The sequence below is a fragment of the Streptomyces sp. CNT360 genome, assembly GCF_000424785.1.
On record NZ_AUKO01000020.1, the window covers coordinates 72809 to 88800 of the forward strand.

12 protein-coding genes and 1 pseudogene are annotated in these 15992 nt (G+C 74.3%); 9 read left to right on the plus strand and 4 right to left on the minus strand.

Going from position 1 to position 15992, the window contains the following annotated elements; all coding sequences use genetic code 11:
• Nucleotides 1-5: 5 nt before the first annotated feature.
• Nucleotides 6-320 (minus strand): annotated as a pseudogene (locus H297_RS44355) (MFS transporter); the annotation flags it as partial.
• Between the two features lie 278 nt (nucleotides 321-598).
• On the opposite strand from H297_RS44355, the gene H297_RS0118310 reads away from it, so the two are divergent.
• The 3 genes from H297_RS0118310 to H297_RS0118320 are packed head-to-tail and all read left to right on the plus strand — an operon-like array spanning nucleotide 599 to nucleotide 3185.
• Complete coding sequence (locus H297_RS0118310; protein ID WP_027738254.1) at nucleotides 599-1423, plus strand: MmyB family transcriptional regulator; 825 nt, start codon at nucleotides 599-601, stop codon at nucleotides 1421-1423.
• On the plus strand, nucleotides 1416-2405 hold the full coding sequence (gene pip / locus H297_RS0118315) for a prolyl aminopeptidase (protein ID WP_027738255.1): 990 nt from the start codon (nucleotides 1416-1418) through the stop codon (nucleotides 2403-2405). Before H297_RS0118310 ends, pip begins: the two co-directional genes overlap by 8 nt.
• Nucleotides 2406-2423: 18 nt before the next feature.
• Nucleotides 2424-3185 (plus strand): class I SAM-dependent methyltransferase, encoded by a 762-nt coding sequence (locus H297_RS0118320; protein WP_027738256.1) that lies wholly within the window; start codon nucleotides 2424-2426, stop codon nucleotides 3183-3185.
• Here the strand turns inward: H297_RS0118320 and H297_RS37015 are convergent.
• Together H297_RS37015 and H297_RS37020 are read right to left on the minus strand one after the other, a co-directional pair.
• A complete protein-coding gene (locus H297_RS37015) occupies nucleotides 3149-3961 on the minus strand; it encodes an alpha/beta fold hydrolase (RefSeq protein ID WP_051351957.1) in 813 nt (270 codons plus the stop codon). The genes H297_RS0118320 and H297_RS37015 overlap by 37 nt on opposite strands.
• Nucleotides 3958-9852, minus strand: coding sequence for a type I polyketide synthase (locus tag H297_RS37020; protein ID WP_051351958.1), 5895 nt, complete (start codon nucleotides 9850-9852; stop codon nucleotides 3958-3960). The genes H297_RS37015 and H297_RS37020 overlap by 4 nt, the downstream gene beginning before the upstream one ends.
• 138 nt (nucleotides 9853-9990) lie before the next feature.
• Here H297_RS37020 and H297_RS37025 point away from each other — a divergent pair, with 138 nt between their 5' ends.
• The 4 genes from H297_RS37025 to H297_RS0118350 all read left to right on the plus strand — a co-directional run bounded on the left by H297_RS37025 (nucleotide 9991) and on the right by H297_RS0118350 (nucleotide 13277).
• Nucleotides 9991-10785 (plus strand): VOC family protein, encoded by a 795-nt coding sequence (locus H297_RS37025; RefSeq protein WP_051351959.1) that lies wholly within the window; start codon nucleotides 9991-9993, stop codon nucleotides 10783-10785.
• 91 nt (nucleotides 10786-10876) lie between these two features.
• On the plus strand, nucleotides 10877-11560 hold the full coding sequence (locus H297_RS37030; protein WP_078514262.1) for an MIP/aquaporin family protein: 684 nt from the start codon (nucleotides 10877-10879) through the stop codon (nucleotides 11558-11560).
• Nucleotides 11561-11767: 207 nt separating this feature from the next.
• Complete coding sequence (locus tag H297_RS0118345) at nucleotides 11768-12664, plus strand: MBL fold metallo-hydrolase (RefSeq protein ID WP_027738257.1); 897 nt, start codon at nucleotides 11768-11770, stop codon at nucleotides 12662-12664.
• Between the two features lie 52 nt (nucleotides 12665-12716).
• Nucleotides 12717-13277, plus strand: coding sequence for a hypothetical protein (locus H297_RS0118350; RefSeq protein WP_027738258.1), 561 nt, complete (start codon nucleotides 12717-12719; stop codon nucleotides 13275-13277).
• A 195-nt stretch (nucleotides 13278-13472) separates the two neighbouring features.
• Here the strand turns inward: H297_RS0118350 and gdhA are convergent, their stop codons facing one another.
• Nucleotides 13473-14825 carry an NADP-specific glutamate dehydrogenase gene (gdhA, locus tag H297_RS0118355; protein WP_078514264.1) on the minus strand — a complete coding sequence of 451 codons (1353 nt, stop codon included), beginning with the start codon at nucleotides 14823-14825 and terminating at the stop codon, nucleotides 13473-13475.
• A gap of 290 nt (nucleotides 14826-15115) precedes the next feature.
• Between gdhA and H297_RS0118360 the strand changes: the two genes are divergently transcribed.
• Both H297_RS0118360 and H297_RS0118365 read left to right on the plus strand, forming a co-directional pair.
• The gene (locus H297_RS0118360; protein ID WP_027738260.1) at nucleotides 15116-15535 is read left to right on the plus strand and encodes a CBS domain-containing protein; all 420 of its coding nucleotides are present in this window, start codon (nucleotides 15116-15118) and stop codon (nucleotides 15533-15535) included.
• Nucleotides 15536-15721: 186 nt separating this feature from the next.
• Nucleotides 15722-15916: a hypothetical protein gene (locus tag H297_RS0118365; protein WP_027738261.1), complete on the plus strand. Its 195-nt coding sequence runs from the start codon at nucleotides 15722-15724 to the stop codon at nucleotides 15914-15916.
• The last annotated feature ends 76 nt before the right edge of the window (nucleotides 15917-15992 follow it).

Genomic DNA, 15992 nt, shown 5'->3' on the forward strand with positions numbered 1-15992 from the left:
ACCAGCACCTGGGGCAGCATGAGTGCGGCGGCCAGGTCCTTCGCGATCCGCGCTCCGATGAGAAACTGCGGTGTGGTGGCGCACGCGCACGCGGTGGGGGTGACGGCGAAGGCCGCGGCCCCGGTCAGGGACAGCCGCCGTCTGCCGTACAGGTTTCCGAGGCGGCCGCCCGTGACGAGCCCGACGGCGTAGGCGAGGGCGTAGCCCACCGGCACGAGTGGGATCTGGGCGAACGTGGCGTGCGTGTCCGCCCGGATGGCCGGGTTGGCGACGTTCACGAGGAAGATGTCGAGGAATCCGATCAGCGCGCCGAGCAGCACGACGGCCGGTGCGCCCCACTGCGCAGCGCCCGCGCGAGGCGCCGCGCAGGGTGCCGGGGCCGGGCCCCGGCCGGGCGGCAGGTCCGGCTCCGGGGCCGGTGCGGGGGCGCGCGGCGGGCGTCCGGGCGTGGCGCGGCGGACGCTGCCGGGCCGGTGGGGCGGGGGTGGTCGTTCTCTGTTCCGGGCACCGCGAACTCGCCTCTCCCGGCTGGGGTGTTGGGTCCCGTCAGTGTGGGCGGGCCGTCGGCGGCGACCAAGGCGGCGCTTATGGTGGTGCCGTGAGTACCAGGACGGAGCGGCGTACGGAGCTCAGCGCCTTCCTCCGGGAGAGGCGCGCCCGGCTGCGACCGCGGGACGTGGGGCTGCCGCCGGGCAGCCGCTGCCGCACCCCGGGACTGCGCCGGGAGGAGGTCGCCACGCTCGCCGGGATCGGGTCGAGCTGGTACACGTGGCTGGAGCAGGGCCGCAGGATCGGCGTCACCGCGAGCGTGCTGGACGCGGTCGCCGGCATCCTCCGCCTCGACGGCACCGCACGCGCCCATCTGTACCGGCTGGCCGGGCACGCTGCGCCACGCACGCGCACCGCCTCCCCGGACGCAGCCGGGCAGGCGCACGCGTCCCCCGACGTTCTGCCGGAATCCGTCGCCCGGGTGCTGGAGGACCGGCTGCCTCACCCGGCCTACGTCCTGGACCGCTACTGGCGTTTCGTGGGCGGAAACGCGGCGCCGGGTGAGGTGTTCGGCGCCCCGCAGCCGGGGCAGAGCTGTCTGAACCGCTTCACCGGCGCCGTGCCCGGCACCCGTCCACCGGCGAACTGGGAGGAGCTGGCTCCCGAACCGGTCGCCGGGTTCCGCGCGGAGGCCGCACGCCACCCCGACGACCCCGTCTTCTGCCGTACCGTGACCGAACTGGCCGCACGCAGCCCCTCCTTCGCCGAACTGTGGCGGCGCCAGGACGTCAGCGACACGGCGTTGGGCACCCAGGTCCTCGACCACCCGGAGCGGGGCCGCATGGTCTTCGACCGCACCACGGTCCGCCTGGCCGACCACTGCGATCTGCACATCACCCTGCTCGGACCCGCCCGCCGGGAGAGCGATGACTGACCCGTATCCGCTCGTGGAGCCGTACGCGAGCGGCCTGCTCGATGTCGGCGACGGCAACCTCGTGTACTGGGAGGCCGCCGGCAACCCGGCGGGCAAGCCGGCTCTGGTGGTGCACGGCGGTCCCGGCTCGGGGAGCAAGCCGGCCGGGCGGCGGCTGTTCGACCCCGACCGGTACCGCATCGTCCAGTTCGACCAGCGCGGCTGCGGACGCAGCACGCCGCACGCCGCCGACCCCGCCGCCGGCCTGCACGCCAACACCACCTGGCACCTGGTCGCCGACATGGAACGCCTCCGCGAGCACCTCGGCGTCGACCAGTGGCTGCTGCACGGCGGCTCGTGGGGCTCGACGCTGATCCTGGCGTACGCCCAGACGCATCCGCGGCGCGTCGCGCAGATCGTCATCTCGGCCGTGACCACGACCCGTCGCGCGGAGACCGACTGGCTCTACCGGGGCGCAGGCCGCTTCTTCCCCGAGGCGTGGCAGCGGTTCGCGGGGTATCCGGCGGCCGAGGAGGCGGCAGCGGTGTCCGGCGTCACGACCGGTGACCTGCTCACCGCCTACGCCCGGTTGACCAGCCACCCGGACGCGGAGGTACGCGAGCGGGCCACCGCCGCGTGGGTGGCGTGGGAGGACGCGGTGCTCGGTGGCGAGACGACCGGCGGAGCCCGGCCGTACGGTGACCGGCCCGGTGTCGACCGGCTCGCGCTGGTGCGGATCTGCGCCCACTACTTCTCGCACGGCGCCTGGCTGGAGGAGGGGACACTGCTGCGAAACGCCGGACGGCTCGCGGGCATCCCGGGGGTGCTGGTGCACGGCCGGTTCGACATGGGGAGCCCGCCCGACACCGCGTGGCAGCTCGCCCGGGCCTGGCCCGGGTCCGAGTTGACTCTCGTCGACGACGCCGGGCACCTGGGAGGCGACGCCAAGCGGCACCATGTGCGGGCCGCGCTCGACCGGTTCGCCCGCGAGGCGGCGGGCTGAGCCGTCAGGATGGCTGCCATGACCGGTTCAGCCCGCGCGCTCTCCTTCGAAACCGCCGCCGACCGCTACGCCGCGCACCGGCCGTCCTACCCGCCCGCGCTCCTCGACGCCGTGGAGGAGCTGACCGGGCGCCCCCTCGCGGGCGCGCGGGCCGCGGACGTGGGGGCGGGTACCGGCATCGCCACGGCGCTGCTGCGCGACCGCGGAGCCGAGATGATCGCGGTCGAGCCCGGCGCCGCCATGGCCGGGCAGTTGCGCGCCGCGCTGCCTGGCGTACCGCTCGTCCGCGGCGACGGCAACGCCCTGCCCCTCGCCACCGGCTCCCGCGACCTGCTCACCTTCGCGCAGTCCTGGCACTGGACGCGGCCCGACCGGTCCGTCCCCGAGGCCCGGCGCGTCCTGCGGCCCGGCGGTGCGCTCGCCCTGTGGTGGAACACCAGCGCGCTGGACGCGCCGTGGACGACCGCGCAGGCCGAACGCGTGGCGCGCCACACGGCGACGCCGCCACCCTCCGCACGACGCCCCGAGGACGCGGAGGCCTTCCGGCGCGCGGGGGTGGACAGGCTCCCGGCCGCCCGGCGTCTCATCCGGTGGCAGCGCACCGTCTCCCTCGACACGCACCTGGGGAATCTCACCAGCCACTCGGCCTTTCTCGTGCGGGAGAAGGAGGACACCCGCCGGTTCGCCGAGGCCGAGCGCGCCCGCCTGCTGGAGCTCTTCCCCGACGGGCAGGTCGAGGAGGCCTATGTGGTGGACCTGCTGGTGGCAACCGTGCCGTGAGTCAGCGTCGAGCGCAGCACACCGGTCAGCTCCTCCGCCCGCGGCCCCACGAAGAAGTGGTCGCCCGGCACCGGCCGGAAGACGAAGGGGCCGTCCGTCAACTCCCGCCAGGAGCGCATGGAACCGGGCGGGACAGTGATGTCCGCCAGACCGGCCCAGGCGGTCACCGGGCAGCGCAGCCGGGGCGCCGCAGCGGATGACGCGTACGTCTCCACGAGGGTGAAGTCGGCCCGCAGTCCGGCGGCCGCCAGCTCGACGGCCGCCGGGTCGTCGAAGAGTTCGGGAGGTACCTGTCCGTACAGGCCGAGCATGGTCAGGAAGGCGGCACGCGGCAGATCGTGCACCGGCTCGCGCTCCTGAGGGAGGTGGGGCGGGCGTTGAGCGGCGACGGTCAGCCCGAGCGGCACCCTGCCGCGGGCCTCCAGCCTGCGGGCCGCCTCGTAGGCGATCAGCGCGCCCAGGCTGTGTCCGAACAGCGCGAAACCGCCGGGCGCGGCGTCGGCCTGCTCCTCCAGGACGGGCAGCAGCTGCGCCAGCAGGCCGTCCATGTCGCTGTGCGCCGCCTCGGTCGCCCGGCCCTCCCGCCCGGGGAGTTGCACCGGTACCGCTTCGATGTCCGGAGCCAGCAGCCGCTGCCACGGGCGGTGGACGGAGGCGCCCTGTCCGGCGCACGGGAAGCACAGCAGCCTGATCCGCGGCCGGCTGCCGACTGCGGAGTCGGGCGGGGTGAACGGCAGCCACGGGTTGGTCCCGGGGGCCGGTGGGGAGGTGCTCATGCGGTGATGATCCCTGCGATGGCGCGTACGGTCGGGTTCTCGATCAGGGTGGCGATGGGCAGATCGGTGTCGAACTCCTGGCGCACGCGCGCGGCGAGCTGCACTCCGACGAGGGAGTTGCCGCCGAGCGCGAAGAAGTCGTCGTCCATGCCGATGCCGTCGATGCCCAGTGCGTCGGACCACAGCTTCGCCAGCCGCTCGTGGGTGCCCGCCAGGGTGCTGTCCGTCGCCCCGTCGCCGCCCGCCTTGGCAGCGGGGAGCACCGCCGCGTCCCCGGCGCCCTGCCCGGACAGCCGCGATGCCGGCTCTGCAAAACCGTGCCGCCGCTCGGACGGCTCCCGCCCGGCCTGCGCGATCACGTCCTGGGTCAGCCCCTCCACCGCGCGCAACCGCTCCTCGATGCCCTCCGGTACGACGACGATCTGCGGCCCGAGCCGTTCGCCCAGGATGTGCCACAGTGCCGCGATGCCCTCCTCCGGGCGGATGGCGAACGCACCGCCGATCCCGCCGGGCGGGTCGGCCGGGTCCGCGGACGCGGCGGGGACGGGAGAGGTGTCCGGCGCGGCAGAGACGGACGCAGGGGTGGCGGCGGGTGCGGTGAGGCTGGCACGGAAGTCCGCCGGGTCCCAGACCCGCACCGTGTACCCGGTCACATCCACCACCTCGCGTCCCTTCCCGTCCGTGACGGTGAGGTCGAAGGTGACCATGTTCCGGTGCGCACTGCGCCGCCGCGAGTACACGTGCACCACCGCGGGCAACGGGCCGTGCAGCGTGACGGCGCCGATGGAGAAGGGCAGGTAGCTCTCCCCCGTCGGACCGAGCTCCGGCAGATAGACGGCGTTCGAGGTGGCCGCGTCGAACAGCGCGGGGTGCAGCGGGTGGTCCGCGAGTTCGGCGAGGTACGCCTCCGGCATCTCGATGCGGGCGAGCGTGGCGGAGTCGTCCCGCCGCAGCTCGGCGATGTTGGACCAGCGCGGCCCGAAATCGACGAGCCCCAGCTCGGGCTCGTACGGCTCGGTGTCCGGCTTGACGACCGGAAGGCACTCCCGCAGCACGGTCAGGTCGTGCTCCTGCACGGGCGCCTCGGCCGCCGCCCGGAGGTGGCCGACGGCGTGCTCGGCCCACTCCGCGCCGTCGGTCGAGCTCGCTACGGTGAAGCGGTAGCCCTCGCCCTCGGGGTCGAGGGTGGTGCGCAGCGCGGTGGGTCCGGTGAGGGCGAGGACGGACAGGAACGTCACGTCGCTCAGCACCAGCGGGCCCGGCGCCGCCGGGTCCCGGCCCAGTGCCTCGGCTCCCGCGGCCCGTGCCATCTCCAGGTAGCCCGTCGCGGGCCACACGGGCGTGCCCGCGACCCGGTGTTCGCGGCAGATCCAGTGCGTCTCGCCGTCCATGACGACGCGGTGGACGATCCGTCCGGCGGGCCCTTCTTCGGGTGTGTCCTCGTCGGCGGCGCTCCGGGCGCCGAGCAGCGGGTTGGGACGCCCTCGGTGTGCGAGTCGCTCCCGCTGTTCCGGCTGCTGCGGTTCCTCCGGCTGGTCCGGCTCTTCGAGGCGCTCCGAAGCTCCGGGCTCGGGATCCTCGTGCTCCGGTACTTCGAAGTGCGCGGAGTTTGCGGGGTGTTCGAAATTTTCGAGGTGCTCGGGACCTGGCGGGCCCGCCTGTGCGGGAACCGTCGCCAGGGCGCCGGTGGGCAGTGCGGTGCCGCCCGCCTGGAGTGCGCGGAAGGCGGCGGGGGCCAGGGAGCCGGCGTCGGCGGCCATGCCGATCTCGGCCCAGGCGTCCCAGTTGACGGAGACGGTGAAGCCGGGGCCCTCGGCGGCGCGGGCGTGCGCGTAGGCGTCCAGGAAGGCGTTGGCCGCGGCGTAGTCGGTCTGGCCGAGGTTGCCGGCGACGGAGGTGATGGAGGAGAAGAGCACCATCAACGGCACCCGCTCCCCCAGCAGCCGGTCCAGCACCAGCGTTCCGGTCACCTTGGCCGCCATGACGCGCTCCGCCTCGGCGCGGGTCTTGAGCGCCAGCAGCCCGCCGCCGGGGACGCCCGCGGTGTGGAAGACGCCGTCGCAGGGGCCGAACGCCGCCTCCGCGCGCTCCAGGGCGGCACGCATGGCCGCCTCGTCGGCCACATCGGCGCGGCACACCAGTACGCCGGCGCCGTACCCCTCGATCCGCAGGAGCTGCCGCACCGCCTCGCACGTGCGCGGGCCGACGCCGTCCTGCTCGGCCCCGGCCGCGATCCTGTCCCAGTCCTCGCGGGGCGGGAAGGGTGAACGGGCGGTCAGCACGAGGCGGGCGCGGACGGCCTTGGCCAGCGCCTCGGCGACGGCGAGACCGATACCGCCGAGGCCGCCGGTGATCAGGTAGGTGCCCCGCTCCCGCAGGGGCCCTGCGGTGCCCTGGGCGCGGGGTTCGGGAAGCGGGACGTAGCGCAGGAGCCAGCGGCGGCGGCCGCGCAGCGCGACCCAGCGGTCGCCGCAGGCGGCGAAGGACGGCGCGGGCTGCCCGGCCCGTGCCAGCTCCGCCAGCAGCCCGGGCCCGAAGCGGTGTTCGGCCACGTCCAGGCAGCGGACAGCGATCTTTGGCATCTCCTTGGCCAGGACGTCGCAGACCCCCGTCACCGCGGCGCGGGCGGGGTCGAGGGGTTCGTCCCCCGTCACGGCGCGCAGCCGGGAGCCGACCACGTCCCAGCGCATGCCGGCGGCCGATGACGCACCGCGTTCCGCGTACGCCTGGGCGAGGTGGAGCACGCTGAAGAAGCCGAGATCGAGCTGGCGGCGGGTGCCGTCCTCGGACGTGACCGTCCCGGCTTCCGCGCTGTCGCCCGGAGGTCCGAACAGCCATCCGTGCAGCACCCGGGCGGGTGTCAGGCCGTCGGCGGCCAGTGAGTCGGCGAGGGCGTCGTAGTCCTCGCGTGCTCCCGGGCGGAGCAGGTAGCGGCTGCCGGTGAGCCGGGTGAAGCGGCTGCCCGGTTCGACCGTGACGACCTCGCCGCCGGCGCGGCGCAGTGCCGTGACCGTGTCGTCGAGGAGGTCGCCGTTGCGCAGTACGAGCCAGGTCACGGCCAGGGAGGCGGAGGCGGGCGGCGGCGCCGGGTCCTCGCGCCATTCGGGGCGGAACAGCGCTCGTTCGACGGGGCGGCGGCCCTCGCCGGGCGTGTGCTGCTGCGGGGGTGCGGCGGGTGCCTGCCGCTCGCGCCGGTCGTCGGGGTCGAGCCAGTGGACGGTACGTGCGAAGGGGTAGGTGGGCAGTGGTACCCGGCGCCCGGCAGGGCCCTGCCGGGCGGCCCAGTCGACCTGTGCCCCGGCCGTCCACAGCGCTGCGACCGCGCGGGCCAGGCAGAGCGGGCCGTCCGCACCGCCCTGCGGCGCCGGCATGACCGGCACCACGGTGCGGTCGCGCTGCCCGGCGGCGACGGCCTGGGCGCGGGCCAGCCCGGTCAGCACCTGGCCGGGTCCGGCCTCGGCGAACACCAGGTCGTCCTCCGCCAGCAGCAGGGCGAGGGCCTGCGCGAACCGGACGGGGGCGCGCAGGTGCCGCGTCCAGTACGCGGGGTCGACGGCCTGCTCGTCGGTGATCCAGGTTCCCGTGACGTCGGAGACGAACGGCACCGTGGGCGGGTGGAGTTCCACCTCGGCGAGCTCGGCGGCGAAGGGCTCCAGTGCGGGCTCGATCATGGCCGAGTGGAAGGCGTGGGAGGTGTGCAGCAGCCGGCTGGTCACGCCGCGCTCGGCGAGCGCGGCCCGCAGGGCCTCGATCGCCGGGTCGGGGCCGGAGACCACGGTGAGGCGGGGCCCGTTGTAGGCGGCGATGTCGACGCCGTCGGCCGTGCCGTGGCCGTCGAGTGCGCTCAGTTCGTCCAGTTCGTCGGCGGGGAGGGGGACGGCGAGCATGCTGCCGCCGGGCAGTTCCTCGACGAGCGCGCCGCGCCGCGCCACGAGCCGCAGGGCGTCGGCCGGGGCGAAGACCCCCGCGAGGCAGGCGGCCACGTACTCGCCGACGCTGTGCCCGACCATCGCGGCGGGCCGCAGCCCCCACGCCTCCAGTTGCCGCGCCATCGCGTACTCGACCGTGAACAGCGCGGGCTGGGCCGTACCGGTGCGGGTGAGGCGCTCGGCGGCGCCGGGAGCGTCGGGGGCGAACATCGCCTCGCGCAGATCCGCTCCGAGCACCGGCAGGGCCGACTCGGCGCACTCGTCGACGACCGTGCGGAAGATGCTCTCGCTCTCGTACAGCCGCCGGCCCATTCCCAGGTGCTGCGAGCCCTGCCCGGGGAAGAGGAGGGCGAGCCGCACCCCGGCCGCGGGTACGGCTGCCGCGCCGGTGGGCGCGGCGCGCAGCGCGGCGGCCGCCTCCTGGTCGCCGGGCACCACGGCGGTCCGGTGCCGCAGTTGCGGACGGCCCGTGGCGAGCGTGGCGGCGACGTCCCCGAGGTCCTGCTCGGGGTGGGCCTCCAGGTGACCGGCGAGGTTGGCGGCACCGGCGGCGAGCGCCTCGGGGGTGGCGGCGGAGAGGGGCAGCAGCACAGGGCGCGCCGGGCCGTCCGTCCGGCGCGGGTCGTCGGCGGCAGGTGGCGCCTCCCCGACGACGACATGCGCGTTGGTGCCGCCCACGCCGAAGGAGCTGACCGCGGCCAGCCGCTGCTCCTGGTGCGCGGGCCAGTCGGACAGTGCGGTGTTGACGTAGAAGGGCCCGGTCTCGAAGTCGATGGCGGGATTGGGCCGGGTGTGGTTGATGCTGGGAGGGATACGGCCGGTCCGCAGGGCCAGCACGGTCTTGATGAGGCCGACGACGCCCGCGGCGGGCCCCAGGTGGCCGACGTTGCCCTTCACGGAGCCGATCGGGCAGCACCGCACTCCGGTGTGGCCCAGGTCGCGGTAGGCGCGGGTGAGTGCGCCCACCTCGACGGGATCGCCCACCCGGGTACCGGTGCCGTGTGCCTCGACGTAGCCGATGCGGGCCGGGTCGATGCCGTTCTCCCGCATGGTGTGCCGGATGAGTGCGGCCTGGCCCTCCAGGCTGGGTGCGGTGAACCCGGCCTTGAGGTTGCCGTCGTTGTTGACGGCGGAGGCCCGGATGACGGCGTGCACCGGGTCCCCGGCGGCCAGCGCGTCGGCGTACCGCTTGAGGACGACCGTGCCGACGCCGGTGCCGAAGATGGTGCCGTCGGCGTCGGCGTCGAAGGGCCGCACCCGCCCGGTGACGGAGAACATGCCGCCCTCGGCGGCGTGGTAGCCGCCGATGCGGGGCAACTCGACCTGGACCCCGCCCGCGACGGCGGCGTCGCACTCGCCGGCGCGCAGCGCCTGGCAGGCGGTGTGGACGGCGACGAGCGAGGTGGAGCAGGCGGTCACGACGTTGACGCTCGGCCCGGTCAGCGCCAGGTGGTGGGAGACGGCGGTGGCGAGGTAGTCGGGGGCGTTGCCGACCATCACCCCCACCTCCCCGAGGAAGGCGGCGGCCTCCGGGTGGGCGGCCACGTTCCACTCCCGGTAGAGGTTGGGCGCGCCTCCGCCGTAGACGCCGACCGTGCCGGGCACGTGGAACGGGTCGTACCCGGCGTGTTCGAGCGCGGTGTAGGCGGACTCCAGGAAGAGCCGGTGCTGCGGGTCGCGGACCTGGGCCTCGCGGGGCGTCAGGCCGAAGAAGCGGGCGTCGAACTCGGCCACCCCCTCCAGGACCGGTTTCGCCCGTACGTAGTGCGGATCCGCCAGGACGGAGTCGGGGACGCCCGCGGCGCGCAGCTCCTCGTCGGTGAAGCGGGTGACCGATTCGACGCCGTCCCTCATGTGCTCCCAGAAGCTCACGAGGCCGTCGCTGCCGGGTACGCGCAGTGCCATACCGATGACCGCGACGGCGACGGCGTCCCGCTCGTCCTGGGCGTTCGTGGTGTGCACCGCAGCTCCCTCACCCCGTTGTTCCCGCATCCTGCGGCGTCACCAACTCGCCCGTCAATGCGTAGAGTTCCGCAAGGAAGTGCGGTGCACGACTTCCGTGCGCCGCCCGGCCGCGTCCGCCGAGAGAGGAGAACACCGGTGCCCGAACCCCTGTCCTATCCCGCGGGCGCACTCTGCTGGGCGGATCTGCGCACGCCCGGCCCGGTCGCCGCCGAGCACTTCTACGAGGCGGTACTGGGCTGGTCGTACGTGCGGACCGGGCCGGCCTACGACCACTACAGATACGCCACCCGGCAGCGGCACATGGTGGCCGGAATCGCATGGTCGGGGGACGAGGCGGCGGAGGAGGAAGCGAGCTGGGTCGTCTCCTTCGCGACGGACAGCGCGGCGGCCAGTGCCCAGCGCGTCACGGCCGCAGGAGGCGAGGTCTCGCACGGCCCCGCGGACTTCGGCGTGCTGGGCCGCACCGTGGCGGCGGTGGACCCCGAGGGGGCGCACGTCGGCTTCTGGCAGCCGCGCGCACATCTGGGCGCCGGTCTGTTCGCGGAGCCCTCCGCGCTGTGCTGGGCCGAGCTCGCGGTCCACGACACCGGGCGTGCGGACCGCTTCTACGAGGCCGTCCTGGGGGTGCGGACCGCCTCCCACGCGGCGGCCGGCGAGGAGCACTACGCGGCGTTCCGGCTGCCGGGCGGGGACGGCGCGCCCGGCGAGGCGGTGGCCGGACGGACCGTGCTGACGTCCGGTCAGGGCGGCACGGAGCCGTTCTGGATGCCCTACTTCGGCGCGCGCGAGGTCGGCGCGACGGTGACGGCCGCGCGCCGGCTGGGCGCCGAGGTGCTGTACGAGGGAGCCAACGGGCGGCGGCACCGGGTGGCCGTGCTCCGCGACCCGCAGGGCGCCGTCTTCGCCCTGCTGGAACTGCCCGCGCCGTGACCCTGTCGCCCGGCGCGGCGGAGCCAGTAGGGTGCGCGCCCATCGCCACCGGGTGAACGGTGTGCGAGGCGTGACGTCGTGGAGGTAAGGGATGAGCGCGGGGGACATATTCCTGTGGGAGCTGCTCGGTACGGCGGTGCTGGTGATGCTGGGTACCGGCGTCGTGGCCAACAACGTGCTGCGCAGGACCAACGGCAATGACGGGGGCGTGCTGTTCGTCAACATCGGCTGGGGCTTCGCGGTCTTCACCGGCGCCAGCCTGGCCGCGCCGAGTGGCGCGCATCTCAACCCCGCGATCACCCTGGCCTTCGCCGTCGCGGACAAGACCGCGTGGTCGGACGTGCCCGTGTACTTCCTGGCACAGATGCTCGGCGGCATCATCGGCGCGGTGCTGTGCTGGGCCACCTACAAGCTGCAGTTCGACGACCACGACGAGCCGGCCGCCACGCTGGGCGTCTTCTCCACCGCGCCGACGATCCGCAACTCGTTCTGGAACCTGGTCACCGAAGTTCTCGGCACGTTCGTGCTGGTGGCCTTCGTGCTGTTCTCGCCGGCGTTCAAGCCCGGCGACCAGGGGCAGGGCGTGCTGCCCGACTTCGGGAACTCGGCGCTGGGTTACGCGGCCGTCGCGTTCGTCGTGCTGGTGATCGGCACCTCGCTGGGCGGCCCGACCGGGTACGCCATCAACCCGGCACGCGACCTGGGACCGCGCCTGGCCTATGCGTTCGTGCTGCCCATCAAGGGCAAGGCCGCAGCGGACTGGGGCTACGCGTGAGTGCCGGTGGCCGGACCGCTGCTGGGCGGAGTGCTGGCTGCGCTGCTGTACATGGCGTATCCGGCGGCCTGACCTCCCCGGGGCCGCCTCGCGCAGCTCACCGGCGCTCTTCCGCTGCCGGCCGGACCCGGTGTGTGCTGGAGGCACGCGAGGACGTACGGGTCACCGCGCCGGACCGGTTGCGGTGACGCCCAGGAAGGAGCCCGCATGGAGACCACCGCCCCCACCGAGCCGACCGGCTGGTACGTCGACCACAGGTGCACCGACTGCGACGTGGCCCGCCAACTCGCCCCCGACCTGATCGTGCAGGGCCAGGGCCGCTCCGAGCTCGTACGGCAGCCGCGGACCGAGGCGGAGGAGCACCAGTTGCGCACGGCCGCGCTCGCCTGCCACACACGCTCCATCCGTCCCCCGTCGGGCCGCCTGGACCCGGCCGCGTCCGACCCCTTCCCCCTGGCCCTGGAGCCGGACGTGCTGTTGTGCGGACACAACTCGACCCATACCGCCGGCGCCAACGCCTACCTGCTGCGACGCCCCGGCGGCACCTGGCTGATGGTGGACACCCCGCGCTTCGCCGAACCGCTGGCCCGGCGCTACGAGCAGTTCGGCCGCTGCACCGACGTGCTGCTCACCCACCGCGACCACGCCGCACACGGCCGCCGTTGGGCCGACCGGCTGGGGGCGCGCCTGTGGATCCACGAGGGCGACCTGGACGCCGCGCCCGACGCCGACGTGGTGCTGCGCGGCACCCGGCCCCGCGACGTGGCTGCGGGCGTCCGCGTCTTCCCGCTGCCCGGGCACACCCGCGGCAGCGTCCTGTACGTCGCCGACGAGCGGTACTGCTTCAGCGGGGACAGCTTCTACTGGGCGCGGAGCCTCCAGGACGTCGAGGTGGCCCGCAGCGTCACCTGGTACTCGATCGAGGAACTGGCCGCCTCGCTGGCGAGGACGGTGGACGCGCTGCGCTTCGAGTGGCTGCTTCCGGGGCACGGCGGACGCGTGCATCTGCCGCCGTCCGAGATGGCGCGGCGCATGCGGAGGTTGGCCGACCGGGTGGCGGGACTCCGGCCGCGGCCCGTGGATTTCACCGCACTACGCTGGTAGCGCCCGCGGCACGCCGGCGGCGGGTCCGCCACTGCCGTGAGGAGCCCCGCACGTGTCCGCCGCGCGTCTGGTCACCGATGTACTGCAGCCCCGCAACGCCTTGTTGGCGGGGCTGACCGGGCTCGGGGTGGCGGCGGCCGGGGACTGGACGGGTGCGCCGTGGGGGCTGTTCGCCGCGCTGTGCGCGGGGATCGTCCCGGCCTCGTACATCGAGTGGGAGCGGCGGCGCGGCACCTGGGGCGACCGGCATGTGGTGGACCGCACCCAGCGGCTGCCGATCTTCCTGGTGATCCTCGGCTCGGTGGGCGTGGGCGCGCTGCTGATGGTGGCCGGCCGGGCCCCCGGCGACCTGTTGCGGGCCATGGTCGCGATGTGGGCGATGACCGTGTGCCTGCTCGCGGTGAACTCCGCGTGGAAGATCAGCGTGGACGCGGCGGTGGCCTCCAGCGTGGCGGCGATGCTGGCCGTGGTCCACTCACCCTGGTGGCTGCTCGGTTACCTGCTGGTGGCGGCGGTCTGCTGGTCGCGGATCGCGCTGGCGTACCACACGGCGGCGCAGGTGGTGTCCGGCGCGGCCCTGGGCGCCGCGACGGCGGCCGCCTGGCTGGTGTGAGGGCTCCCCCGGCCGGGCGCCCCCGCTGGGCCCGAGGCCGGGGAGGTGCCGCCTGCGGCACTCGTTGAACTCCTCCGCCACGTACGCGTGGTGCGGCGGCGGCCGTTCCGGTCGTAGTTCGTCGCCGCCTTCGGCGTGGGAGCCGGTGGCCAGGTGGCCCCGCGGGCCCGGGCTGCTGCCCGGGCCCGGACGGACTCAGACGACGCCCTGGTCGCGCATGGCGTCGGCGACGCGCAGGAACCCGGCGGCGTTCGCACCCAGCATGTAGTCGTCAGGGGCACCGAACTCCTCGGCGGCGGCGACGCACTGGTCGTGGATGTCCCGCATGACGGCGGCCAGCTTGCTGTCGGCGTCAGGGAAGGACCAGGAGGCGCGGGCCGCGTTCTGCTGCATCTCCAGCGCCGAGGTGGCCACGCCGCCCGCGTTGGCGGCCTTGCCGGGGCCGTAGAGCACGCCCGCCTCGCGCAGGACCTCCACCGCGTACGGGGTACAGGGCATGTTGGCGCCCTCGGCGACGGCCTTGACGCCGTTCTTGACCAGTCCGACCGCGTGCTGGTCGGTGAGCTCGTTCTGGGTGGCGCACGGCAGGGCGATGTCGCAGGGGACGTCGTAGACCGAGCCGTTGGTGCTGAAGTGCGCACCGGGGCGGGCCTCCGCGTAGGTGTCGAGCCGGCCGCGGCGCTCCAGCTTGATCTCCTTGAGGAGGTCGAGGTCGAGCCCGGCCTCGTCCACCACGTAGCCGGACGAGTCGGAGCAGGAGATCACCTGCGCGCCCAGTGCCTGCGCCTGCTCGATGGCGAAGAGCGAGACGTTTCCGGAGCCGGACAGCACGACGCGCCGCCCCGCCATGTCCTCGCCCCGGGTGGCGAGCATGTCGCGGACGAAGTACACCGTGCCGTATCCGGTGGCCTCCGTGCGGACGTGCGAGCCGCCCCAGCCGATGCCCTTGCCGGTGAGGGTGCCGGCCTCGAAACGGTTGGTCAGCCGCTTGTACTGACCGAAGAGGTAGCCGATCTCCCGGCCGCCGACGTTGATGTCCCCGGCGGGGACGTCGGTGTGCTCGCCCAGGTGCCGGTGGAGCTCCGTCATGAACGACTGGCAGAAGCGCATGACCTCGGCGTCGCTGCGGCCCTTGGGGTCGAAGTCGGCCCCGCCCTTGCCCGCACCGATGCCCAGGCCCGTCAGCGCGTTCTTGAAGATCTGCTCGAAGGCCAGGAACTTCACCGTGCCCAGCGCGAGGTCGGGGACGAACCGCAGCCCGCCCTTGTAGGGCCCCAGCGCGCTGCTGAACTGCACCCGGAATCCGCGGTTGACGTGCACCTCGCCCGCGTCGTCGGTCCACGGCACCCGGAAGAGCACCTGACGCTCCGGCTCGACCAGCCGCTCGACCAGCTTCGCCTCGGCGTACTCGGGCCGCTTGCGCAGCACCGGCTCCAGGCTGTGCAGCACTTCGTGCACGGCCTGGTGGAACTCGGACTCACCGGGGTTACGGCGCAGAACGTCTGCGTAGACCGCTTCGATACGGCTGCTGGCATCCACGGGCATCATCCTCGTCACTCGCCACGGTGACCCGGCCCGAGAGGGCAGGGCCGGATCACGAGGGTACGTGCCCGGACCACCTGCCCCCACTCTCGGGTGGTGAAAAACACTTTCCGAAATGGCCAGGTAAGCCCGTTCCGGTCGCCCGCACCGCTCATCCCCGCGCCGGCCGTCCGCCCGGTGGTCCTCGCGGGCGCGGTCCGCCGGTGGCGGCGCTCGCGTGAGGGCCGTGCCGGTGGGTACCCGCCCGGCACCGCGGCGGCAGTCGGAGCCGCCGCCCGTGCGGGAGGAGGATCGGCATGGCTCAGCACGTCCGCGAGGTGATGACCCCGGCGCCGGTCGCCGTGGGCACGCTGACCGGTGTGGGCGAGGTCGCCCAGCGGATGCGTGACGAGGACATCGGCGCCGTACTGGTGACGGAGCGCGACGAACTACGCGGTCTGGTCACCGACCGTGACCTGGTGGTGCGGGTGCTGGCCGAGGGCCGCGACCCCGGCGAGACGACGGTCCGGGAGGCGTGCAGCCCGGAGCTGGTCACGGTGGCGCCCGACGACGAGACCGGGCGGGCCGTCGCCCTGATGCGCGAGCACGCGCTGCGGCGGCTGCCGGTCGTGGACAACGGCGAGGCGGTCGGCATGGTGGCGCTGGGTGACCTGGCCGTCGCGCGCGACCCGGAGTCGGCGCTGAGCGGGATCAGCACCTCGTCCGCGAACACCTGATCCCCGGCCCGGGGCGTGCGGGCCTGCACTGTCGGGGACGTACCGGCAGTGTGCCGCGCACCCCGTCCACACGGCCCACGCGCACCTGCGCACGGAGCAGCCCGGCTCCGCCTGGTGCGCTCCCCCCTATGGGTGTTACCTGGACATAAGGGACATGAAGTCACGATCCGAGCGGAGGAGCTGGAGATGTCCAAGCGCCAACCCGACCAGGCAGGCAACGAGCCGGACCAGGTGCGCGGGCCCGAGGAGCGCCGGATCCACGGCGGCATGCCGGAGAAGCCCGACGACGACGAGCTGGCCCGCCGCACCGAGGAGGAGCGCGTCGAGGCCGGGATCGACGACTACGACCCCGACGACGTCCCCCCGGCCACCGAGAGCTGACCGGCCCGCCGCGTACCGCACCGGACGTGCCGGGAGCGCGCGGGAGAAGGCCAGGACGAGGCCGCAGACGCGTACG